At 51.4% G+C, this 220-nt stretch carries 1 protein-coding gene; it reads right to left on the bottom strand.

All coding sequences use genetic code 11. The features are described from left to right. Positions 1-220, bottom strand: a 220-nt coding sequence (locus tag E1189_RS23515) for a C2H2-type zinc finger protein (RefSeq protein ID WP_196221190.1), incomplete at both ends; no start/stop codon positions are given.

Below are 220 nucleotides of genomic sequence, written 5' to 3'. Positions count from 1 at the left end.
GCCTTTCCCCTGTGTGGGTACGTTTGTGGTAGGCGAGATGACCGGATGAGGCGAAAGACTTGTTGCATCCTTCCTGGTCACAGACAAAAGGCCTTTCCCCTGTGTGAATGCGTTTGTGGACGGTGAGATGAGCTGATTTACCAAAACGCTTATTGCACCCGTCCTGATCACAGACAAAAGGCTTTTCCCCTGTGTGGGTACGTTTATGCCTGGTGAGATC

The organism is Parendozoicomonas verongulae, from assembly GCF_009711465.1.
Taxonomy (GTDB): Bacteria; Pseudomonadota; Gammaproteobacteria; order Pseudomonadales; family Endozoicomonadaceae; genus Sansalvadorimonas; species Sansalvadorimonas verongulae.
This window is presented reverse-complemented; position numbering and strand designations above follow the sequence as displayed.